General features: G+C 64.7%; 13 protein-coding genes. 6 read left to right on the forward strand and 7 right to left on the reverse strand.

Annotated features, from left to right (window positions below; genetic code table 11):
• Window positions 1-86: 86 nt before the first annotated feature.
• A complete protein-coding gene (locus HH800_RS03850; RefSeq protein ID WP_235682009.1) occupies window positions 87-758 on the forward strand; it encodes a TetR/AcrR family transcriptional regulator in 672 nt (223 codons plus the stop codon).
• A gap of 60 nt (window positions 759-818) precedes the next feature.
• Here the strand turns inward: HH800_RS03850 and HH800_RS03855 are convergent, their stop codons facing one another.
• The 4 genes from HH800_RS03855 to HH800_RS03870 form a co-directional block, all read right to left on the reverse strand.
• Window positions 819-3,089: an arylsulfatase gene (locus HH800_RS03855; protein WP_169860234.1), complete on the reverse strand. Its 2,271-nt coding sequence runs from the start codon at window positions 3,087-3,089 to the stop codon at window positions 819-821.
• Window positions 3,090-3,261: 172 nt separating this feature from the next.
• A complete protein-coding gene (locus HH800_RS03860; RefSeq protein ID WP_169863226.1) occupies window positions 3,262-6,123 on the reverse strand; it encodes a TonB-dependent receptor plug domain-containing protein in 2,862 nt (953 codons plus the stop codon).
• A gap of 343 nt (window positions 6,124-6,466) precedes the next feature.
• Window positions 6,467-8,554, reverse strand: a complete 2,088-nt coding sequence (locus HH800_RS03865) for an acylase (protein ID WP_235682011.1) — start codon at window positions 8,552-8,554, stop codon at window positions 6,467-6,469.
• 79 nt (window positions 8,555-8,633) lie between these two features.
• On the reverse strand, window positions 8,634-11,351 hold the full coding sequence (locus HH800_RS03870; RefSeq protein ID WP_235682012.1) for a TonB-dependent receptor: 2,718 nt from the start codon (window positions 11,349-11,351) through the stop codon (window positions 8,634-8,636).
• A gap of 317 nt (window positions 11,352-11,668) precedes the next feature.
• On the opposite strand from HH800_RS03870, the gene HH800_RS03875 reads away from it, so the two are divergent.
• From HH800_RS03875 to HH800_RS03890, 4 genes are all read left to right on the forward strand, one after another.
• The gene (locus HH800_RS03875; protein WP_080993572.1) at window positions 11,669-12,268 is read left to right on the forward strand and encodes an RNA polymerase sigma factor; all 600 of its coding nucleotides are present in this window, start codon (window positions 11,669-11,671) and stop codon (window positions 12,266-12,268) included.
• A complete protein-coding gene (locus tag HH800_RS03880; RefSeq protein ID WP_169860236.1) occupies window positions 12,228-13,229 on the forward strand; it encodes a FecR family protein in 1,002 nt (333 codons plus the stop codon). Before HH800_RS03875 ends, HH800_RS03880 begins: the two co-directional genes overlap by 41 nt.
• Before the next feature lie 188 nt (window positions 13,230-13,417).
• Window positions 13,418-14,719, forward strand: a complete 1,302-nt coding sequence (locus HH800_RS03885) for an MFS transporter (RefSeq protein WP_169860237.1) — start codon at window positions 13,418-13,420, stop codon at window positions 14,717-14,719.
• A 19-nt stretch (window positions 14,720-14,738) separates the two neighbouring features.
• Window positions 14,739-16,247, forward strand: coding sequence for a CRTAC1 family protein (locus tag HH800_RS03890; RefSeq protein ID WP_169860238.1), 1,509 nt, complete (start codon window positions 14,739-14,741; stop codon window positions 16,245-16,247).
• Between the two features lie 51 nt (window positions 16,248-16,298).
• On the opposite strand, the gene HH800_RS03895 is transcribed toward HH800_RS03890, so the two are convergent.
• From HH800_RS03895 to HH800_RS03905, 3 genes are all read right to left on the reverse strand, one after another.
• A complete protein-coding gene (locus HH800_RS03895; RefSeq protein WP_169860239.1) occupies window positions 16,299-17,951 on the reverse strand; it encodes an alkaline phosphatase D family protein in 1,653 nt (550 codons plus the stop codon).
• A gap of 11 nt (window positions 17,952-17,962) precedes the next feature.
• A complete protein-coding gene (locus HH800_RS03900; protein WP_169860240.1) occupies window positions 17,963-20,500 on the reverse strand; it encodes a TonB-dependent receptor in 2,538 nt (845 codons plus the stop codon).
• A 168-nt stretch (window positions 20,501-20,668) separates the two neighbouring features.
• On the reverse strand, window positions 20,669-21,592 hold the full coding sequence (locus tag HH800_RS03905) for a LysR family transcriptional regulator (RefSeq protein ID WP_169860241.1): 924 nt from the start codon (window positions 21,590-21,592) through the stop codon (window positions 20,669-20,671).
• A gap of 88 nt (window positions 21,593-21,680) precedes the next feature.
• Between HH800_RS03905 and HH800_RS03910 the strand changes: the two genes are divergently transcribed.
• Entirely contained in the window at window positions 21,681-22,715 is a 1,035-nt protein-coding gene (locus tag HH800_RS03910; RefSeq protein ID WP_169863228.1) for an aldo/keto reductase, read from the forward strand.
• Window positions 22,716-22,719: the final 4 nt, after the last annotated feature.

Here is a 22,719-nt window from a genome sequence, read left to right on the forward strand (position 1 = left end):
GGTTTCCAGCGCCATCCGGCAATAATTTGACCTGCAATTGCCGGGAGAGGATTGCCTTGCCAGAGTTGAGCGCCGTCAGGAAACGGGTGCGTCATGCAGAGCCGCCGATGGTGCGGCTCATCCGCGCTGCCGAAACATTGTTCGCGGCGCGCGGCATCGATGCCGTGTCGATGCGCGAGATTGCCACGGCCGCCCGCTGTGGCGACACCAATGCCGTCACCTATTATTTCGGATCGAAGGATGGGCTGCTCGCCGCCGTCTTCGGCGCCCGTGTGGAGCAGATGGATCCGGTGCGCGGCCGGATGCTGGAACAGGCGCAAGCGAGTGGGCATCTGGGCGATCCGATGGCCTTGCTGGGTATGTTGCTGTTGCCGCAGCTCGACCTGAAGGATGAAGCAGGCGCCCATCCCTATGCCCATTTCCTGCTGCATTTCGCGACCCAATATTGGTCGCTGACCTCCAGCCTGTTCGCGGCGGTCGAAGACAGGGCGCAGAACCTGTTCCGGGTGATCGGCCATCTGCGCGCGCTGATGGAGGGGGTGCATCCCGACGTCGCGCGCAACCGCATCCTGCTGTGCAACATGATGCTGCAGAGCCTGCTGGTCCGCTGGGACCATATGCCGTCCGAGGATCGCACCGTGCCGCTGGAGGCGCATGTCCGCGACGTGATGATGAGCGCGCGCGCCAGCCTGCTGGCCCCGCCGGGGGAACCGGACCTGCCGGTGTCGGTGGAGGCCTGGCTGGCGCGCTATTGCTAGAGCATTTTGAAGTCAGCTGGCACAGCTGACGGCTCGCAAAATGCGGAAAGCAAAGGGACCCTAGGGCAGGCTGATATCCACCTGCTCGATCGTCCCGGTGAAGCGGCTGCTGACCACATCATAGGCAGGATCGACCGGGCTGATACTGTCCTGGCCGACCTCGAAATCCTCGGTATGCGACACGACGAGGGCGAAGGTGCGGTCGATCCGGCCGCGCGCGACCTCTTTTCCATCCACCAGCAGCGTGGCGGTGGCGCCGCTGGTCGGGGCTTCCCGGTCCATGACGAAGCGCAGGCCGATATCGTGCCGCCCCGCAGTCAGGGGCGCGGTGCCGGCAATCCGGCTCATATGGGCCTTGGTCAGGTTATAGGTGAAGCTGGGCCGCCCCTTGTCCAGGAACAGGCTGTAGCCGCCGAAGCGGCCGCCATGCACGGCGATGACGCCCTGGCCGCCATCGGCAGGAACCGTCACTTGCGCGCTGATGGTGAAGGAATGGCCGACCAGGCCCGGCGCTGTGCTTTCCGGAATGGGACCGACCGGGCCATGATAGGTGAAGTGGGCGCGCCCGGCATTATGGTCGGGGCGCCCCTTCTGCCCGCCTTCGCTGCCATGGATCGGCAGGATGCCGGCGGTCGCCGCTTCGGCCCAGAACAGATCCTTGAGCGCGGCAAGTTTCTGCGGATTGGCTGCGGCCAGGTCATGCGCTTCGCTGAAGTCCGAACGGGTATCATATAGCTGCCAGACGCGCTGGTCGATCGGCACGGGCGGCGGCGGCGTGCGTTCCCACGGCGTCACCATCGGCGCCGTCGCGGCCACCCAGCCATCCTTGTAGACGCTCAGATTCTGCGCCATCGCGAACACCTGGGTCGTGCGGTGCGAGGGCGCGTCCTTTGCAGCGAAGCTGTAACCCATGCTGATCCCGGTGATGGGTTTTTGCGGTACGCCGTCCAGTATCTCGGGCGCCTTCACCCCGGCGGCCTCCAGCACGGTCGGCATGATGTCGCTGACATGGTGGAACTGGCTGCGCAGCCCGCCCGGATCCTGGATATGGCGCGGCCAGGACATGACCATGCCGTTGCGCGTGCCGCCGAAATGAGAGCCATAGCGCTTGGCCCAGGGGAAGGGAGCGTTGAGCGCCCAGCCCCATCCGCCGGGGATCAGATTATAGGCATGTCGCGTGCCGATATCGTCGATATGGGCAAGGGCATAATCGGGATTTTCCTTCACCCCGCTCAGCGCCGACTGCTCGAACAGCTTGCCGTCGAAACTGCCTTCCGCGCTCGCGCCATTGTCGCCCTGGATATAGATGATCAGCGTGTTGTCGATCTCGCCATTGTCGCGCAGCCGCTGGATGACGCGGCCGATCTGCGCGTCGGCATAGGCGAGCGACGCGGCATAGGCCGCCATATAGCGGGCGTAGAGACGCTTCTGATCGGCGGTCAGGCTGTCCCAGCGCGGCAATGTGTCGGGCCGGGGCGCATCATCCGTGCCCTGCGGGATCACGCCCAGCCGCTTCTGCCGGGCGACCGTTTCCGCCCGCATCGCGTCCCAGCCGGCATCGAATTTGCCACGAAAGCGCGCCAGCCAATCCGCGGGTGGCTGGTTGGGGGCATGGGCGGTGCCGGTCGCATAATAGAGGAGAAAGGGCTTGTCCGGGGCGGCCGCATGCTGCTCGTCGATCCAGCGGATCGCATGATCGGCCAGGTCATGTTCCAGATGATAGGCGGGATCGGCTGGCGCCTGCACATGGGCGGTATTTTCGACCAGATTGGGTTCGGCCATGCTGCTGTCGGCGCCCAGGAAGCCGTAGAAATATTCGAAACCCAGGCCCGTGGGCCAGCGATCGAATGGTCCGGCGCGGCTCATTTCCCATTCCGGGGTGACATGCCCCTTGCCGATCATCGCTGTATTATAGCCATTTTCCTTCAGGATCTGGGCCATGGTGCCGGCGCTTTTGGGGATGACGCTGTTATAGCCATCATAGCCGGTCGCCCAGTTGGCGACATAGCCCATGCCGACCGCCTGCGGATCGCGCCCGGTCAGCAGCGAGGCGCGGGTCGGCGAACAGATGGCGGTGGTGTTGAACTGGTTATAGCGCAGCCCGGCCTGCCCGAGCGCATCGAAGGTCGGCGTCGGGATCGGGCCGCCAAAGGTGCTGCTGGCGCCAAAGCCGACATCGTCGGTCATGACGATCAGAATATTGGGAGCTCCCTTGGCGGCGCGGACTGGCTGAGGCCAGCTGGGCGGCGAGGATTCCGCCGGCGTGCGGCCGTAGATTTTCGCGGCCGAAGCATCGGAGGTCTGGGCGACGGCAGGCGCTGAGAGCGCCATGAGTAGCGCGAGGGAGGATGTCGCGCTCAAGACCCCGCTGGACGGGCGACGGACGGGACGGGGCGAAGCATGGGGCAAGGCGACCTCCTTGGACAAAAAAAGAGACGCCGGTTGCATTGGCAGCCGGCGCCCAGGGAGAGAGATACGGCGGCACCAGGCCGCCGTCCGGCTTTCAGAACTTGAAGCGGATGCCGCCCGTGAAGGCGCGGCCTACCGTGTCGTAAAGCGCGAAATTGGTGGCGATGTTGACGCCCGGAATGGTGCCGGGGATCAACGGCGGATCCTTGTCGAACAGATTGTTGACAGTGCCGAAGAATTCGACATGGCCGTTGGCCACCGGCAAGCGGTAGCTGAGCGTCATGTCGGTATAGCCGACCGCGCCGATCGTCTGGCCAAGGCCGTTTTCCAGGCCGCCGGGGATGCCCAGCTTCACCTTGCCGATCAACTGCTGGTTGAGGAAGACGCCGACCCGGCCAATCTCATAATTGACGCTGAGCGTGCCACGCCAGCGCGGGCGGCCTTCCGGTGTGCTGCTGATCGTGCTGATCCCGGCATATTCCAGTACCGGCGCGGTCGATGACTGTTGGGTCTGATAGGTGTCGAGATAGCTGGCATAGAGGCGCAGGCCCAGATTGCCGCCCGCCAGTTCGGTCCGGTAGGACGCGTCGAAATCTATGCCGCTGGTTTCCAGGAAGGCGATATTGGCGGGCGCCACCCGGATCTGGCTGGGGAAGGATGTCGGCGTGTCGCGGGTGACGAGCGCACATTCGGGCGCGGTGCCGCCGCTCTGGCTGCAATTGTTGACGATCTGGGTCAGGCTCAACGTGCCGATCGCATCCTTGATCTTGATCCGGTAATAATCGACCGACAGGCTGAGCCCTGGCAGGAAGGACGGCGTGATGACTGCGCCGAAGGTCAGCGTATCGGCCTTTTCCGGTTTCAGATCGGGGTTGCCGCCCGTCACCTGCGGCACATTGGCGGTGATGCCGCTGACCGGATCGACCAGCAGGCTGATCGCGCTCTGATCGCCGGCAAACAGCTCGAACAGATTGGGCGCGCGGATATCGCGCGAGACCGACCCGCGCAGCAGCAGGTCGCTGATCGGTTTCCAGGTGGCGCCCAGCTTCCAGGTCTTGACCGATCCCGACGTGCTGTAATCGGTGTAACGGCCGGCCGCATTCAGGCTCAGTTCCTGCGCAAAGGGCTGGTCCTTGAGCAATGGCACCGCCAGTTCGCCGAACACTTCCTTGACGCTCAGGTCGCCCGACGCCTCGCCGACATTGGTCAGCCAATAATGATAAACCGACGAAGGCACGCCGCGCAGGCCGGCGAAATAGGCGCTGCGTTCCGCTGTCGTGTCTAGATCGGCGGGGTTGGCATTGCTGGTCAGGCGCAGGCTCTGGCGGCGATATTCCGCACCCAGCGCGACGTCGACCGGACCGGCGGGCAGGTCGAACAGGGCGCCCTGGATGCTGGCCGACATGGCGTTCTGCCAGATGCGGGCGCGGTAACGCGACGTACCCACGACATAGTCATAGCCAGGCTGACTGGCATAGGCGTCGCCGGTGGCCAGCAGATTGAAAGGCTGGCAATTGGCGTAGCGGGCAGCGATCGTCGGATCGGCGCTCAGGCTGGCCCGGCAGACGGTCTGGCCGCTGCCATTGCGCACGGCATCGGTCGCGGCATAGAAATGCTGCCAATCCCAGACGCCTTCCTGTGCGACCGAGAAATTGGAGTCGCCATGGTTGAAGGCGACATTCCATTTCCATTTGTCCGCCAGCGTCCCTTCGAACCCGGCATTGACCATCCAGTAATCGGTGCGTTCCGTCGTGTGGGGCCGGGGTGAATTGGCGCCATAGCGGGCGAGCGTGATCGACTGGATGGTGGGGCTGAAGGCGGCCTGGAGTTCGGCCGGCAGATAGGGATTGCCGCTGTAGAGCGTGGCGGCGGTTGGCGGCACCAGGCTGTTGGCGAGCGAGGTGTAGGACAGGCCGCTGCGCGAGAAGCTGCCCTGGACATAGCCGGTCACGTCCGGCGTAAAGTCCCAGCTCGCCCGGCCAAAGGCCTGATAGGTGTGCAGCGGGGCGACCGCCTGCGTGTCAGGCGAGATCGCATACCCGTCTCCCCCGACAAAATAGCCCGGCGATCCGGTTGCCGTGCCGTTGCTGAACGGCACCAGCGCGCCATTGGCGTCGAACCGGTAATTGGTGAACGGCCCTGACGTGATCTTGCCATATTCCGATGCCGCGCTCAGCGTTACGCCGGATGCGATCATATAGGGATTGAGCGAGCCGCCCGGCGAGCAGGCGGTGGGATCGGCCGCAGCATTGGGATTGGTGCAGCCGACCGTGCTGCCGACATAGCTATAGGCGCCGCGTCCCAGTTTGCGGTCGCTGCGCAGCATGCCGTCATTTCGGAATGTCTCGGCACTCAGCAACAAATGGCCGCGATCGCCACCGAAGTCGAAGCCGCCGGCGATGCCGAAGCGATAGCCCTGATTGTCGCCGCGCTGCGAGGTAGCCCCCTGGGCAACGCCGGTCAGGCCGGTAAATTTCTTGTCGAGTACGAAGTTCACCACGCCCGAGACCGCGTCGGAGCCATAGGCCGCCGAAGCGCCGCCGGTCACCACGTCCACCCGCTGGATCAGCAGGTTGGGGATGACATTGACATCGACCGTGCCGAGATAGGTGGTGGGCGCCACCCGCTGGCCATCGAACAGGATCAGCGTGCGCAACGGCCCGACGCCACGCAGGTTCAGCACATTGCCGTGCGCCGCGGTATTGGCGAAGTTCATCGAACTGCGCGACGGGCTGGACGAGTTCTGGAACTGCGGCAGCTTGTTGAGCGCGTCGGGAATGTTGGACGGGGTCGCCTTCACCAGCTCTTCGGTCGATGCGACGGTCACCGGCGTCGGCGCGGTATAGCCGTCGCGCACGATGCGGGTTCCGGTGACGACGATATCCTGGGCTGATGCCTGTCCGCTCTGGGCGTCCGTCGGCGGCGTGGCCTCCTGGGCGGCGGCCGCGCTCGCCATCGTGAACAGGGCGGTACCCGTCAGGAATAATGAAGACGCTCGTCCTCGCATTGCACTTCTCCCCATCCTCTCGGTTTATTTTTATCCTATAGTGCAATTTTAATATTAACGCAGTTGATTGAAGTCAACGCAAATATGCGTGGAGGGTCATATTTTCGGATGGCGAGCGGTCTGGGCAGGGGGCGTGCGCATCACTGAACCGCAACGCCGGGTTGCGACGGCGAGGCTTTGATGGGCGAAGAGGGGTAAAAGGGGAGCGGCTTTGTGCCTGCGTGATGCAGCACAGCCGCATCCATTCGCGCGCGCCGGGATGCAGCACCTGCACCCCGGCGCGCGCTCCTTGTCAGAACGCGGTCTTCTCTTCCAGATGCCCTTCCACGTCAGCACGACTGATCCACAGGGTGCGGAACTTCTTGTCGGCCAGCAATTGCAACTGGTCGCTATTGTGCCGGGAACCGGGCTGGCTGCTATTGCCATAGCTCATCAGGCCGACGGCCTTCATCGGCGTGCCGAATTCGACCATGGAAACCCATGTCTCGCCATGGACGGGCGTGCGCTCGCCATTCTTCATCGGCCCCCAGGTGATGGTGCGAAACACGCCGGTATTGCCGAAGCCGCCATTGGCCGGCACGCTGACATCGCCGATATGAAAGCGCGAGACATCGCCGAACGGACGGTCGATCGCGCCGTATAGCTGCTTCGTCTTCGCCACCGCTTCCTTCAGCATGGCGACGGCCGCCGTCGGGTCTTTCAGGCCGCGTGGCGTTTCCAGCGGGTCGTCCAGAGTCCATTTGACGGCATAGTTGGACTGGTCGGTGAAATTCTTGGGTGCGAAGAGGCCGGCCCAGGTTTCGAACAGCAGCGCGGCGCGGCTGTCGGGTTCGAACCGATGGTCCCAGCCCTTGAGCAACGCCGTGGCCACCTGCACCTCGGCATCGTTCGATCCGGCGGCTGCCGCCAGCAGGTCGGGCAACATCCGTTCCGCCATCAGCGAGGTGGTGGTCAGCTTGCGCGACACGAAATCGTCGAAGCTGATCTTGGGCGTCTGACTCATCAGCTTGACCGACATCTGTGCCCGCTGGCTCATCGGCCCGACCGGCGCGACATAGGCAGGGAAGCTCTTGGGATCGAGCGCACGGGGCCAGGTCGCCAGCCATGGCGGATCATTGGCGTTCTGGACGAAGCCGGTTGCCGGATCGAGCAGCTTGGGCATGTCGTCATAGCTGTGGACATCCTTCCACAGCGTCGCCGAGGTATCGCCCGGCACCGGCGCCGACCAATATTTGAGGTCGCCGCTCGCATGCTTGGGCAGCAGGCCGTTGTCGAGATAGAGGATATGGCCGGCGCGGTCGGCATAGATGATGTTGAACATCACCACCTGCATCTTGCGCAGCGCCTTTTCGAACGCGCCCCAGTCACGCGCCTTGCCCATCTCCAGATATTGCTCCAGCACGCCGGGCCGGTCGAGGCCGGCGACCTTGAGCGCGACCGTCGTCTTGCCGTCAGGCAGGGTGAAGACCGGCCCATGGACCGTGCTCTTCTGTTCGAAGCTGACGCTCTTCAGCGTGCCGTCCGCCTGCTTGACCTTGTAGCTCTTCGTCACCGTATCGAACGGCAGCGTCTTGCCGTCGAAGCGATAGCCATCGCCTTCCAGCACCAGCTTGTAGCTGGTGAAGCCCTGCATCGTATTGACGGTGTTGGTGAAGCCAAGATCATTGTTGAAGCCGAAGCGCAACACCGGCAGGCCGACCTGTGTCGCGCCGTAGATGGCCAGGCCCGGCGCGGTGATCTGTGCCTCATAATAAGTAAGCTGGCTCGGCGCCCAGGGCAGATGCGGGTTGGCGAGCAGCATCGCCTTGCCGCTGGCCGAGCGCGAAGGCGCGACCGCCCAGGCGTTCGACCCGCCGGCCTCGTTGATCGACGGATCGGTCAGCACCTTCCGGTCGGATGCGATATAGCCGAAATTCATCAGCCGCTGGGCATGGGCGATGATGTCGACGCCCCGGAGCGGTAGCACGACCTTCACTTCCGGCGCGATTCTGTCGGGATGGGCGGCGGCATAGGCATTCACCCCGGCTGCAAAGGCTTCGAGATTCTTCTGCATTTGCGGCGTCTGCTGTCTGAACCACTGGGCGGAGCGGGCCGGCACGTCATTGGCGACCAGCCATTTGTCCTGGCTCTCATATTTCTCGCCCCAATATTCGGCAGCGCGAGCGCGGCTTTCGCCATACATGCGCAACAGCAGGTTGCCGTGGCTCTGGGCCTGGGCATAGCCAAAGCCGTAGAAGCCGCCTTCCTCGGTCTTTGCGTAGATATGGGGCACGCCGAAACTGTCCCACAATATTTCGCCGCCGCCCCAACGGGTGGAGGGGGCCGCTACCGAGGCGGTCATCGCGGAGGAAGCAGCCAGGGCCGCCAGCCAGATCGTCATATGGCGCATCGCCATCATTCTCCCGTCAGTGCAGAAAATGCGCCGCCCCGTGCGGAGCGGCGCCTTGGTCGGTGATGGATCAGAAACTCAGGCCGACGCGGCCATAATAGAAGCCGCCGGTGAACCCGATCGGCGAGGTGCCGGCATAGAGCCCCTGGCCCAGCGTGGCGCTGACGTCGCTGGCCCGGTTCTTGTCGGGATAGACGTTGAAGATATTGTTCGCGCCGATCGCGATGTTGACCAGTGGCGTGACCTGCCAGCTGGCCTCCAGGTCGGTGACCCACTTGGCGCCATAACTGCGATCATTCGGGTAGGTGGTGACGCCATCGGTGGTGACGCCGTTCTGGTAGGATTTGAAGCTACCAAAGCGCGTCAGGCGCGACGACAGGGTGAAGTCGCCCATGGTGGCGAGGTTGCTGATCGACAGCTTGGTGCGCGGCAGATTGTTGGTCATGTTGCTGCGGCGCGCGCGATCGAACAGGACATAATCGCTGCCCAGCGCGGCCAGTTCGGGCGGATTGTCGATGATGTGGGTGATCTTGGTCTTGTTGTAGTTGAAGCCCAGATTCCACTGCATGTTCACCGTGTCGAACAGGCCATGCTTGTAGGATGCGACGACGTCGATGCCGCGGGTGCGGGTGTCGATCGCGTTGGTATAATATTGCGCCGTCAGCGTCCGCGCTTCCGCTTCAGGCACGCCGCTGGCGATCAAGATGTTGGAGATCGCTGTGCCGGTCAGGGTGCTGGTGATGGTGATGCGATCGTCCACGTCGATCTGATAGGCATCGATCGTCAGGTTGAAATTGGGCAGCGGCGTCAGCACCACGCCAGCGGAGATGTTGAACGATGTTTCGGGCTGCAGCGATTCTGCACCAAGCGCGATTGCAGCGGGATCGTCGACTGCCAGCGTCTTGATTTGCAGCAACTGGTTGGGAACGCCATTGACGGTGCGGAACTGGTTGGTCGTCTGGGTATAGATTTGCTGGGCGACGGCGGGCGCCCGGAAGCCGGTATTGGCGGCCGCGCGAAAGGCGATCCAGTCGGTCGCGGCATAGCGCCCATTGACCTTCCAGATCAGCGTGTTGCCGCTGCCATCGTCATAATGTTCGAAGCGTGCAGCGGCGCCGATCGTGATATCCTTGTTGGGATCCCACGCCACGTCGGCATACAGCGAAACATTGTCGCGGGACATATAGGCCGCGTCGCCCGGCTGGAAGCCGGCCGAGCTTTGCGCGCCCGGCGTCATGCCCGACACGATCGCCGGGCCTACGGCATAGCTGGCCTCATCCCCGGCGAAGGTCTGGTAGCGTTCATGGCGCTGCTGCGCGCCTGCCGACACCTGCAGGTTGCCGCCACCCACATCATAGCCGCGGGTCACGTCGAGCGAGGTGACGAACTCCGAGGATTTGAGGGTGCCGATATAGAATTCGGTGGGGCTGAGCGTGCCCAGCGAGGGGTTGAGCGTGCCTTCCGACGACTGGCGGGCGCGATTGCGGCCATAGCCGGTGGAAAAGTCCCAGTCCCAGCCCGCGACTTCGCCCTTCGCGCCGACGGTGAGTTCGAAATCCTCCTCGTCGATCATGATATGGGGGCGATAGCCGTTGGGGTAGATGCCCATGACATTGTTGATGTCCTTGGGGTAGCGATAGCTGTACCACAGGTCCGACCGCCGCTGGCTGTAGGTGCCGAAGGCGTAGAGTTCGACGCCGCCCAGATCATATCCGGCATTGAGCGCAGTATTGATGCTGCGGGAGGGCATGACGCCATAGCTGGTGGTGACGATGCGTTCGGTGCCGACTGCGGCTGCGTCGCGCGGATCGAGCTGCCCGTTCACCAGCGGATAGAGGCAGGTGGTGGTGGCCGTGACCGAACAGTCGGCGAGCGGCAGCGCACGGTTCGACATTTCCTGCTTCTTGAGGTTGAGCGAGAGGTTGGCGAAACCGTTCTCGCCCAGCTTCATCCCGAAATTGAGGTCGGCCTGATAGAGTTCGCCATCGGACCGGTCGAAATTCTGGCCGGCGGTGAAATTGGCGGAGCCGCCGCTGCTGTCATCCTTCAGGATGATGTTGATGACGCCGGCGATGGCGTCCGACCCATATTGAGCGGCGGCACCGTCACGCAGCACTTCGATATGATCGACCGCGGCGGTCGGGATCATGTCCAGATCGGCCGGGACCGAGCCGTTGTAGAGCGTCGACACCGCGTTGATGAGCGAGGTCTTGTGGCGACGCTTGCCGTTGACCAGGATCAGTGCCTGGTCGGGATTGAGACCGCGCAGGCCGCCGGTCGCGATGACGGTGGAGGTGGCGCCGCCCGCTCGCACCGGCAGGTTGAAGGATGGCACCAGCGTGTTGAGCGCCTGGAACACGCCCGCCTTGCCGGTGCGGGTCAGATCCGCGCCGGAAATAACGTCGATCGGCGTCGGGCTGTCGGTGACGGTGCGGGCCTGGCCGCGCGACCCGGTCACGACGATTGCCGGGCCGGGGGCTTCCTCGGCCGCGGCGGTGCTGGCCTGCGGTACGGTGCTGGCCTGCATCGCGAAGGGAAGGGCGGTGACGCCCAGGCTCGCGACTTCGACGGCGCGGCTCTTGTGGGCCTGGGCGCTCAGCGACAAGGCAATGACATTGTTGTTCGACAGCGTGATCTTCAGCCCCGATCCGGCGATCAGCCGCTGCAACGCGACATCGGGCGCCATCTTGCCGTTGACCGACTGGGCATGCAGGCCGGCGACCTGGTCATAGGGAAAGAGAAGCTGGATGCCAGACTGCTTGGCGAAGAGCGTCAGCGCCGTCTGCATTGACTGGGCCGGAATCTTGAATTTCGCCGGCTCCGCGGCTGCCGCCGACTGGGTGCTGAGGGCAACAACTGTTGCGACCGCGCACAGAGAAACGTTCCGAAAATTACGCGACATCATATCCCCCGTGAAATGATTGGGCTGCGAAATTATTTGCCCTTCAGTGGTGGATACGGAGGCCGATCGCGTTTCTGCTAACGACGCTTAAAAATATCTCATTTTTGTGACGAGGGGGCCTTCGCTATCGGTCTGGCACTGCCTCGACGCAGCGCCGGATCGGGCGCGCCGGAGGGGAGAATGACAAGCACAGGGGGACGAGCGTGGCTGTGGATGTGGACTCGATCAGGGCAAGGCTGGATTGGTTCAAACAGGCCATCCTGCCCCATGAGGGCGCCTTGCGCTCCCGCCTGCGCCGGGTGGTGTCCCACCGCCAGGATGTGGACGACATCGTCGCCGAATGCATGACCCGCGCCTATGCGAATGGCGACATTCACCGCGCACAGAGCGGCAAGGCCTTCCTGTTCCAGATCGCGCGCAACCTGCTGATCGACGAAGCCCGGCGCGAGAAGATCGTGTCGCTCGAACTGGTGGCCGAACTCGACGTGCTTCAGACCGACAATTCGACCGAGGAAGCGCTGCACGCGCGCGATGAGCTGCGCCATCTCCAGGCCATTCTCGACACGCTGCCGGCGCAATGCCGGCGGGCCTTCATCCTGCGCCGGGTCCATGAGAAATCGGTCAAGGAGATAGCAGAGGAGATGCAGCTATCCGTCTTTACAGTGGACAAGCATTTGACGCGCGCGGCTGTGAAGATAATGCAAGCCATCGGACAGTTTGAGGGTTCTGGATTTGGTTGGTCGCTACAGAAGCGCGGAGGACATGCAGGCGATCGAGGCCGAAGCGGCTCGTCTGTATCTTAAGGCGCGGGCGAGCGACGCCCCGGAAGACTGGAATGACGCCTATGCCTGGGTGGCGCTGGACCCTGCCCATGGTTTCGCCTTTGCCAAGGCCGAGGCCGGCTGGGAACTGACCGAGCGGCTCAATGAGCTGCCCGCCAGCCAGCAGGACGAACCTGCAGCGCCCGCAATCGCGCTGCCCGACGATCCCGCCCCGGAAGAACCCGTTGCCGAAATCCGGCCGCGACTGGTCGGCCGGCGTGGCCTGCTCATCAGCCTGGCGACCGCCGCCGCCGCGATCGGCGTCGCCTCCACCGTCGCGCTGCGCCTGCTCGGCACGGTCGATCATTATCGCACGGCCCTGGGCGAGACCCGCACGGTGCAGCTTGCCGACGGCTCCCGCATCCATCTCAACACCAACAGCTCGGTCGAGGTCGCCCTGCGCGACGACATCAGGCAGATCACCCTGCTGAAGGGCGAGGCGCAGTTCGATGTCGCGCATGACAAGAAACGGCCCTTCATCGTCAATGCCGACGGGACGCTGGTGCGCGCCGTGGGCACGATGTTCAACGTCCGCCTGCGCGCCGATGTCACCGAACTGACCGTGATCGAGGGGATCGTGGCGGTGCGCAACGGCGACTCCGCCGTCCGTCGGATCGAAAGCGGGCGCAGCGCCGCCGTGCGCAGCGGCAGCATCGCTGTCACCCATCTGGAACCGGCCAAGATCCGGCAGCGCACCGCCTGGCAGGCGGGCATGGTCGAGTTCGAGGGCGACACACTCGCCCAGGCGGTCGAGGAGTTCAACCGCTATCGCCCCACCCCGCTGGTGATCGGCGATCCGGGGATCGCCAGCCTGCGGGTCGGCGGCGCCTTCCGCCTCGACCGGTCGCAGGATTTCGTCGACGCGCTCGAAAGCGGCTTCGGCATCCGCGCCGTTCCGGGCAGCGACAATTCGATAATTTTGGTGTCCGCCGAAGGCAGTTAGAGCCTGTCTGGGCATGCGCCTCTGGCGCATCCGCACCGGCCCGCCCCCCCACCCGACCACCCATCAGGATACCATGTCTGGGCGGTCGGGTGGGGGTGCGGGCCGGTGCCGCATCGAACATGCGCTCTTCCGCGCATTTTCCAATCAGGCAGTTAGCAGAACGCACCGGGCCGTCCGTATCAACGGGGATGGAACATGTTGCGTCTCTCTCCCCAGCCAGTCTTTCCCGCCAGGATCGCCTGAAATCCATCCTTGGCGGATCGATCGGCAATCTGATCGAATGGTATGACTGGTATGTCTATTCCGCCTTCACCCTCTATTTCGCGCCGGTCTTCTTCCCTTCGGACGACAGCACCGCCCAACTGCTGAATGCGGCGGCGATCTTCGCCGTCGGCTTCCTGATGCGGCCGATCGGCGCCTGGGCGATGGGCATCTATGCCGACCGCAGGGGGCGCAAGGCGGGTCTCACGCTGTCCGTCATGATGATGGCCGGCGGATCGCTGATGATCGCCGCCATCCCCGGCTATGCCAGCATCGGCGTCGCCGCGCCGGCCCTGCTGCTGCTCGCGCGCCTGATGCAGGGCCTTTCGATCGGCGGCGAATATGGTGCCAGCGCCACCTATCTGTCGGAAATGGCGCAGAGCGACCAGCGAGGCTTCTTCTCCAGCTTCCAATATGTGACGCTGATCGCCGGCCAGTTGCTGGCGCTCTGCGTCCTGCTGCTGCTGCAGCTGTTCCTCACCGAACATCAGCTGGAAAGCTGGGGCTGGCGCGTGCCGTTCGTGATCGGCGGGGTGATGGCGGTCGGCGTCTATCGCCTGCGCCGGGGCCTCAAGGAAACCGAAGCCTTCGAGGAAAGCGCGGCGGTCAGCGAACAGCCCCGCTCCAGCGGCCTCAACCTCATCCGCCGCCATCCGCGCGAAGTGCTGCTGGTCATGGCGCTCACCGCCGGCGGCACGCTCGCCTTCTATGCCTACAGCACCTATATGCAGAAATTCCTGGTCAACAGCGCCGGCTTCGGCCGCCAGACCGCGACCGCGATCATGGCGTCGGCGCTGTTCATCTACATGCTGTTGCAGCCCATGGCCGGCTGGCTGTCCGATCGCATCGGCCGCAAACCGCTGCTGATCGGCTTCGGCATCAGCGGCGTCCTGTTCACCACTGCGATCTTCACGGCGCTGGAACGCGTCACCTCCTCCTTCGGCGCATTCCTGCTAGTGCTGGGCGGCCTGGTGATCGTCACCGGCTACACCTCGATCAACGCGATCGTGAAGGCAGAGCTGTTCCCGGCCAATATCCGGGCGCTGGGCGTCGCGCTTCCCTATGCACTGGCCAACACCCTCTTCGGCGGCACCGCCGAATATGCCGCGCTCTGGATGAAGCATGCCGGGATGGAAGGCGGCTTCTACTGGTACGTCACCGCCATGATCGCGGTGTCGCTGATCGTCTATCTGCGCATGCCCGACACGCACAAAACCAGCCAAATCTGACAGAAAGAGGGGAATATCCATGCCATCGCTGAACCGGACGCTTTGCCATATCCTGCCGCTGATGCTGCTGTGCCAGCCGGCAACGGCGCAGGATGCGGCACCGCCTGCCGAGCCACCCTTCACCTCCATACAGCCGGGCGATTTCGCCATCGCCGGATCCTTGTCCAACAGTTGGGCCGACTTCGACAATGATGGCGACCTCGATCTCGTTGTCTCGCTCAAGGGGGGCGATATCCGCCTCTATCGCAATGATAATGGCACGTTCGTGAACGTCGGGCCGGAACTGGGACTTCCCACATCCGGCCCGGAAATGCGCGGCGTCGCCTGGGGCGATTATGACGGCGACGGCTGGATCGACCTGCTGGGCGGGGCGACCATGCCGGGCGAACAGAGCCTTGTGTTCCGCAACGAAGGCGGCAGGAAGTTCACCAATGTCGCGCCCGAACTGGGGCTCACCATCCCCAACCGCTCCGCGCGCCAGACCAGTTGGGTCGACTATGACAATGACGGCGACCTCGACGTCTATGCTGCCAATCGCATCGGCCCCAACAGCCTCTATCGCAACGACAAGGGCAAGTTCGTGCAGGTCTTGGCTGGCACTGGCGTGTCGGACAGCCGGCCGACCGTGGGCGCCTGCTGGTTCGACTATAATCGCGACGGCTTTCTGGACGTCTTCCTGGCCAATCAGTCAGGCGCGGCCGATGCGCTGTGGCGCAACAATGGCGACGGCAGCTTCACTGATGTCGCGCCCGAACTGGGCCTGGACAATCCGAGCCGTTCCAAGGAGGAAGGCGGTGTCGGCTGCGCCGTTGGCGACTATGACAATGACGGCTATCTTGATCTGTTCGTGCCCAATTATGGCGTGAATGCGCTCTACCATAATAATGGTGACGGCACCTTCACCAACGTCGCCAAGGAGATGGGGGTCGGCATCGACAATCATGCCGTCGGCGCGGTGTGGGGTGATTATGACAATGACGGCTATCTCGACCTCTATGTCACCTCCTATCATGGCCCGCGCGACCAGCAGCAGCCCAGGGACAGTCTCTTCCATAATGAAGCGGGCAAGGGCTTCCGCCAGGTTCTGGTCGAAACGTCGCAGCTCAATGTCGGCGACCATGGCGTGCAATGGGTCGATTATGACCGGGACGGTGCGCTCGATCTGTCGGTAATGCGTGGCTATACCAGCCAGGGCGGCCATTTCCTGTTCCACAATGATCTGAACCGGGCAGCGGCCAGGCGCAGCCTGTCGGTTACGCTGCTCGACGCGAAGGGGCGTTTCACCCGCATGGGGGCGGAAGTGCGCCTCTATGACAAGGCCGGCAAGATATTGGCCACGCGACAGCTGTCGACGGGCGACGGCTATAATTCGGAAAATGCGGCGCCTCTGCATTTCGGCCTGAAAACCATGGACGCGGTCAAGGTCGAAGTCACCTGGATGAGCCGCAAGGGGCGCAAGATCCAGACCTTGCCGAACGTCGATCCGGCGAAATATGCGGGTAAATCGCTCGTCATCAGGGAGCGGTAAGTCTCGCGAGATCGGGGGCTGCGGGCAGGGCATCCGCAGCCCCCGACGTTTTCAGGTCGCGTCGAACCGGGGGGCGCCGGCCGGCAGCGAGACGCGCTTGAGCGTGCGCGCTTCCGCCTTGGGGGCATAGATGGTCGACATGGCGATATAGTCTCCGGTGGCCTTTTCCCGCGTCAGCGTCAGCAGGATATAGCCCTTGGCGCGCTGGTCGCAGAAGGCGACCTCCGGGCTTGCCTGTCGCAGCAGGTCGCCGATCGGCATTTTCGGCAGCATGTCGCCGATCGACGGGCTGCTGATCGATGACGTGCCAAATTCCACGCCGATGGCATTGCCCTGTGCGTCGGCCAGTTGATTGGCCCAGAAGGCATGGCTGTCGCCGGCCAGCACCAGCGGATGGGCGCCGGCGCGGCGGATGCTCTGGTAGAGCCGCTCGCGCGCGGCGGGATAACCGTCCCAGGCATCGAGGTTGAAGGGCAGGCCGGCGCGATAGCCCGCTTGCGCCAGTTCCACCTGCGCCCGCACCGACGGTTCCAGCGTCGCGATCATGGCCGCGGCCTTTTCCGCGCCGAACAGCTTGGCGAGGTCCGGGCCGTTGACCCGCGCCATCACCACCTGATTGCCCAATATCTGCCAGGGCGTGCCGGCCTTGACCGACGCGGCCAGTTCCTTCTCCAGCCAGGCGCGCTGCGGCTCGCCCAGCATCTCGCGGTCCGGCCGGTTGCGTTCGGCCAGCACCGCCGCGACTTCCGATCGACTGGGCGTTTCGCCCTTGAAGCCGGCCTGTTCGCTGCGGGCGAGCAGGCGCGTCTCGACCATCAGCAGGGTGGCGAGATCGCCAAAGTCGAAACGGCGGTTGATCGCTTCCCAGGGATCATTGCCCTGCGGATCGCGGATCGGCATCCATTCGAAATAGGCTTGCATCGCGGCGGCCTTGCGCTTCCCCCAGTCGCCCTCGGTCGCGGGCTGGTGATTTTCCGCGCCGCCGATCCAGCTATCATTGGCGGTTTCATGATCGTCCCAGACGCAGATGAAGGCGGCACGGGCATGGGCCGCCTGCAGGCTCCTGTCGCCCTTATAATGGGCATGGCGGGTGCGATAGTCGGCCAGCGTCACGATCTCATGCGCGGGTTCCAGTCCGCGCCCGATCTTCTGGCCGATCTCCGCGCCATAGCCGTCGGCGCCATATTCATAGATATAGTCGCCCAGATGCACGACCGCATCGATCCGGTCGAGCGCGGCGATCGAGTCATAGGCGGTGAAGAAGCCGCCGGGGTAGAGCTGGCAGGAGACCACCGCCAGCACGGCATCGGCCGCGGCACCCCTGGTCAGGGTGCGAAAGCGGCCGACCGGCGATGGCGTGCCGTCCGCCAGTTCGAACCAGTAATGATAGTCATGGCCGGCCTTGAGCCTGCGCGGCTCGACCTTGACGGTGAAGTCGCGGGCGGGGCGTGCCTGCGCCGCGCCGCTTTCGACCGGCTTGCCGCCGGCGCTTTCGGCGACATGCCAGCGCAGCGCGATCGCCGCCTGCTGCGCTGGGTTGGCCGGGGTGACGCGGGTCCACAGGATCGCGCCGCGTTCGGTCGGGTCGCCGCTGGCCACGCCATGGACGAAGCTGGCGGCGGCTTGTGTCGCCGCCATGCCGATGCCGGGGAGGGCAGCGCCCGAGCCGATCAGGCCCAGCGCCGCGCGACGGTCAAGCGTCATGCTGTCCTCGCTCATTGCGCACCGCCAAAGCGGAAGCTGGCCGACACGCCATAGAAGCGCGGCGCGCCGCCGATGAAGGTCGGCATGCCCAGGCTGTCGCCGGTATTGCCCGCATCCATGATATATTTCTTGTCGAAGGCGTTCTCGATGAAGCCCTCGATCCGCCAGGCGCCACCGGGCGCCTCATAACCCAGGCGCGCATTGACCAGCGCATAGCTCCCCTGAAATTCGTCCTGGATAGTGTCGGCGACCAGAGCGGCGGGCGGCTGCTGCAGGTCGGGGCGGTCATTGTCATCGTCGAAATAGACCTTCGACTGCCAAGTGACGCTGGGCGTGAAGACGATGCGGCCGGGGCCGGCGGGCAGGGACGCCTGCGCACCGAAGGACGCGCTATGATCGGGCGACAGGCGGAAGCGGTTGCCGTCGCGCACGCCCGTCTTGAAGCGGCTGTGATTATAGGCGTAGGTCGCGAACAGGGTCAGCACGTCGCTCGGCACCCAGCGCAGCTGGCCCTCGAAACCATAGCTTTCCGCCTTGCCGGCGTTGGTCAGGACGAACTGCGTGCCCTGCTGCACCGTGGTCTGGAAATTATCATATTGGTAGAAGAAGGCCGCGCCGTCGAGGAACAGGGTGCGGTTCATCAGCGCGGTCTTTGCGCCCAGTTCGAAACTGTCGACCGTTTCGGAGTCCAGCACGGAAAAGCGGGTGGCGCCCATCGGCGCGGACGGCGCGCTGGCGGCCAGCACTTGCGGGCGACGGCCACGGGCATAGGTGGCATAGAGGCTGGTATCGGTGCCCGGCTTGTAGCGGGCGGTCAGGCGCCAGGAAAAGCCGCCATTGCGCAGCGTGTCGCTGTCGACCCCGCCATTGCCGGCGGTCGGCTGGGCGCCGAGGCCGAACATCGGCACCGGATAGGCGGCCGAGGTCGGGATGTTTGCCGCGCCGGGCACGGCCAGCGCCTGCAGCAGCGCGGTGCGCACCGCCGCCGGCTGGCTCAGCGCGCCGATCAGCCCGCCCAGGATAGACCGGCCATTGTCGACCGACGACATATAGGTGCTGCGCTTGTCGTCATGGGTGTAGCGCAGACCGCCGCCAAGCTCGAACTGGTCGGACAGGCGCAGGGTCACGTCGCCGAACAGGTCGAAGGCACGGGTGCGCGCACCATTGGTGGTGCTTTCGAGATGGTTGGACTTGAGGTTGGCGGCGATCGCCTGGGCCTGCGCGCTCGACAGCGCGACGCCATAGGCGCTGGCGACACCCTGCAGCAGCGCGCCGGTGAAGGCGGGGCTGGCGAGCAGGGCGGTCGGCACCGGATCGGTGGCGGCGCGGCCGGGGATAGCACCGCCGCCGTTCAGCGCGCCGGCCAGCCGGGCGAGGGTGGCGCGCTCGTCAAACTGGGTGGGAACGCGCTGCGTGCCATTTTCCCAGAAATAGCTGCCGCCCAGGAATGCCGTGATCGGGCCGCTGTCATAGGTCAGGCGGAATTCCTGGCTGAACTGGCGACCGCGCGCATCTTCCGCCGCGGTCAGCATCGGCAGGGAAATGCCGTCCGCGTCGAAGATTTCCAGCGCGTCGAAGCGGCGGAAGGCGGTGGTGGACGTGAGGTTGAACTGGTCGTTGAGCTTCAGCCTGGCGATGCCGGTGACGCCCCAGACCTGGCGATCAAGGCCTAGGCCCTTGCCACCCTCGAAGCCATCGGCCGCTGCCAGCGCGGCGCCGCTGTTGCGGCCGCGATCGCCGATCACCACGCCGGTGGCCGGATCGGTCGGGTTATAGGCGATCGACTTGAAGCCGGTGCCGCTTGGTGTGTCCTTCTGATAATTGCCGATCAGGTCGACGCTCAAATCGCCCTTCTCGCCATGGAAGCTGCCGCGCACCGCCTTGGTGTCGGCCGAGTTGAAGTCGGCGCCGCCCAGCAGGTTTTCGGTATAGCCGTCGCGCTTGCGGATGCGGCCGGCCAGGCGGATCGCCATGCCTTCGCCGATCGGCGCATTGACCATGCCCTCGGTCAGCCAGCTATTATAATTGCCATAGGAGACCCGGCCCGCTGCTTCGACATTGTCGAGCTGCGCCTTGTTCTGGATGATGTTGACCGCGCCGATCAGCGCGCCGCGACCATAGAGGGTCGATTGCGGCCCCTTGGCGATCTCGACCCGCTCTATGTCGAACAACTCGACATAGGAGCCGCGCGACTTGGAGATGGAGACGCCGTCCTGATAGACAGACACGCGCGGTTCGTTGCTGGCGGTGCCGCTATCCGACGTGATGCCGCGCATCACGAAGCCGGGATTGTTGGGCGACTGGTTCTGGACGTCGAAACCCGGCACGAAGCGCGACAGCGCGTCGAACTCATAAAGGCCCATACGGTCCATCTGTTCATTGCCGACGACGCTCAGCGCCATCGGCACGTCGATCGGGTCCTGTTCGCGCAGCTGTGCGGTGACGATGATCGAATCGGCCGACGCGGCATCGGGCGTTTCGGCATGGGCGGTTGCCGTAGCGAAAACGGGCAGGCTGATGGCAGCGAGAGCAAGAGAACGGAAGTGCATGATATTTCTCCCCTTTCGGCGCTCGGGTAGGAGGGGAGTATGAAGCGCGCATGACAGTGATGCGCAGCTTATATGACGGCGGCACTGGATGCGCTCTGCCGCCATCTGGCACCGACCCGGATCAGCCGGCAACTGGTCCGCCGCGGGGATATATAGGCGTCTCCTGGCTCAGGCCGCCGATGCAGGTCGGGTCAGCCGTTCCGCCATGAAGTCCACGAACACGCGCAGCCGTGCCGGCACATTGGTGCCGCCCAGGAACACGGCATGGATCGTCTCGATATCGCCGGGATTATAGTCTTCCAGTAACGGCACCAGGTCGCCCGATGCCAGTTCCGGCTGGACGCTGAACCGGCCGACCCGCGTGATGCCGACGCCATCGGCCGCCAGCTGCCCCAGCGTTTCGCCATTATTCGCCTCGATCGTGCCGCGCACGCTCAGCGCATAGTCGCGCCCGTCCTTGCGGAAGGGCCAGACCGGTTCGGCCCGCCGGAAATTGAAGTTCAGGCAGTTATGATCGTGCAGATCCTCCGGTACGACCGGCGTGCCATGCCGGGCGAGATAGGCGGGGGAGGCGACGATGACGCGGCCATTCTCGCCCAGCTTGCGGGCGGTCAGCGGGCTGTCGGCCAGCGGCCCGAAGCGGATCGCGACATCGGCTTGCCCGCCGGCAATGTCGACCAGCCGGTCGCTCAGGCTGATGTCGACCAATATGTGCGGATAGAGCTGGGCAAATTCGCCGAGCAGCGGCACGATGCACAGCCGGCCATGGGAGTGGGCGGCGCTGACCCGCAAGCGTCCGCGCGGCGCGCCGCGATCGGCGATCGTCTGTTCCGCCTCGTCCAGGTCGGCCAGGATGCGGCGCGCGCTGGCCAGATAGGCCTGGCCCTCCGCCGTCAGCGTCAGCGCGCGGGTGGAGCGCAGCAATAGCCGGACGCCGAGCCGATCCTCGATCCGGTCGACCGCGCGGCTGACGGCGGAGGGGGTGAGGCCCAGCAATCGCCCCGCGGCCGAAAAACTGCCCTCGGCCACCACGGTCGCAAAGGTTTCCAGCGCCCGCGCCCGATCGGCATGAAAGGGTATCTTTTCATCCATTGCAAAGATCCTTCGCCTTGCGCCCCTCTAAACGCGGGGAGTCCTGCCTTCCATTTATGCGTCCATCACGGAATGGAAAGGGATGACGATGGAATATCGGCAATTGGGGGCGTCAGGCCTGCGCGTGCCGGCGCTGAGTTTCGGCACCGGCACCTTCGGCGGCTCAGGGCCCCTGTTCGGCGCCTGGGGCAACAGCGACGCGCAGGAGGCGCGCCGGCTGCTCGACATCTGCCTCGACGCCGGCATCACCCTGTTCGACACTGCCGACGTCTATTCAAACGGCGCGTCCGAAGAGGTGCTGGGCGCGGCGATCAGGGGACGGCGCGACCAGCTTCTGATCTCGACCAAGCTCGGCCTGCCGACCGGCGATGGCCCTAATGACTGGGGCGTATCGCGCGACCGGCTGATCGGCGCCGTGGAAGCCGCGCTCCGGCGCCTTGGCACCGATCATATCGACCTGCTGCAACTTCACGCCTTCGACGCGACGACCCCGGTCGAGGAATTGCTGGCGACGCTCGACGGGCTGGTCCGCGCCGGCAAGCTGCGCCATGTGGGCGTGTCCAACTATCCCGGCTGGCAGTTGATGAAGGCGCTCGACGTGGCGGATCGCCATGGCTGGCCGCGCTTCGTTGCCCACCAGGTCTATTATTCGCTGATCGGCCGCGCCTATGAGGCCGACCTGATGCCGCTTGCCGCCGACCAGGGCGTCGGCGCACTGGTGTGGAGCCCGCTCGGCTGGGGCCGCCTGACCGGCAAGATCAGGCGCAGCAGGCCGATCCCGGAGGGGAGCTGCCTGCACCAGACCGCCGCCTTCGCGCCGCCGGTGGAGGAGGAGCATCTCTATCGCGTGGTCGACGCGCTGGACGAGATTGCGGCGGAAACCGGCAAGACGGTGCCGCAGGTCGCGCTCAACTGGCTGTTGCAGCGACCGACCGTGTCGTCGGTCATCATCGGCGCCCGCAACGAGGAACAGTTGCGCCAGAATCTGGGTGCGGTCGGCTGGTCGCTGACCGCCGATCAGGTCGCCCGGCTCGACCGGGCCAGCTACCAGATGCCGGCCTATCCCCACGCCCCCTATCACCAACAGGCCGGTTTCGCCCGGCTGAACCCGCCGCTTGTCTGACGGG

It is taken from the genome of Sphingobium yanoikuyae (assembly GCF_013001025.1).
GTDB classification, from domain to species: Bacteria; Pseudomonadota; Alphaproteobacteria; order Sphingomonadales; family Sphingomonadaceae; genus Sphingobium; species Sphingobium yanoikuyae_A.

Bases quoted from the DNA above. Each gene is read 5' to 3' on its own strand.
- HH800_RS03910 (WP_169863228.1), top strand. From the start codon at position 21,681: ATGGAATATCGGCAATTGGGGGCGTCAGGCCTGCGCGTGCCGGCGCTG.
- HH800_RS03900 (WP_169860240.1), bottom strand. From the start codon at position 20,500: ATGCACTTCCGTTCTCTTGCTCTCGCTGCCATCAGCCTGCCCGTTTTC.
- HH800_RS03880 (WP_169860236.1), top strand. From the start codon at position 12,228: ATGCAGGCGATCGAGGCCGAAGCGGCTCGTCTGTATCTTAAGGCGCGG.
- HH800_RS03870 (WP_235682012.1), bottom strand. From the start codon at position 11,351: ATGCAGACGGCGCTGACGCTCTTCGCCAAGCAGTCTGGCATCCAGCTT.
- HH800_RS03895 (WP_169860239.1), bottom strand. From the start codon at position 17,951: ATGACGCTTGACCGTCGCGCGGCGCTGGGCCTGATCGGCTCGGGCGCT.
- HH800_RS03905 (WP_169860241.1), bottom strand. From the start codon at position 21,592: ATGGATGAAAAGATACCCTTTCATGCCGATCGGGCGCGGGCGCTGGAA.
- HH800_RS03860 (WP_169863226.1), bottom strand. From the start codon at position 6,123: ATGGCGAGCGCGGCCGCCGCCCAGGAGGCCACGCCGCCGACGGACGCC.
- HH800_RS03865 (WP_235682011.1), bottom strand. From the start codon at position 8,554: ATGACGATCTGGCTGGCGGCCCTGGCTGCTTCCTCCGCGATGACCGCC.
- HH800_RS03855 (WP_169860234.1), bottom strand. From the start codon at position 3,089: ATGGCGCTCTCAGCGCCTGCCGTCGCCCAGACCTCCGATGCTTCGGCC.
- HH800_RS03890 (WP_169860238.1), top strand. From the start codon at position 14,739: ATGCCATCGCTGAACCGGACGCTTTGCCATATCCTGCCGCTGATGCTG.
- HH800_RS03885 (WP_169860237.1), top strand. From the start codon at position 13,418: ATGGAACATGTTGCGTCTCTCTCCCCAGCCAGTCTTTCCCGCCAGGAT.